Below are 314 nucleotides of genomic sequence, written 5' to 3'. Positions count from 1 at the left end.
TCGGCGATCTTCGCGAAGACGGTCTCCCGGTAGTCGACGAGGTCCATCTTGTTGACGGCGAGGACGACGTGGGGGACGCGCAGCAGGGCGGCGACGGCGGCGTGGCGGCGGGTCTGTTCGATGACGCCGTTGCGGGCGTCGACGAGGACSACGGCSAGGTCGGCGGTGGAGGCGCCGGTGACCATGTTGCGGGTGTACTGCACGTGGCCGGGGGTGTCGGCGAGGATGAACCGGCGGCGGGCGGTGGCGAAGTAGCGGTAGGCCACGTCGATGGTGATGCCCTGCTCGCGTTCGGCGCGCAGGCCGTCGGTGAG

General features: G+C 70.8%; 1 protein-coding gene. It reads right to left on the bottom strand.

The features are described 5' to 3' along the window. Positions 1-314: GTP-binding protein (locus tag AB4039_RS42615; RefSeq protein ID WP_442273362.1), on the bottom strand; the 314-nt coding region annotated here is incomplete at both ends.

This window comes from Streptomyces sp. M-16, from assembly GCF_052114405.1.
In the GTDB taxonomy this organism is placed as follows: domain Bacteria; phylum Actinomycetota; class Actinomycetes; order Streptomycetales; family Streptomycetaceae; genus Streptomyces.
The sequence above is the reverse complement of the archived record's forward strand: the minus strand, read 5'-3'. Positions and strand labels throughout refer to the sequence as shown.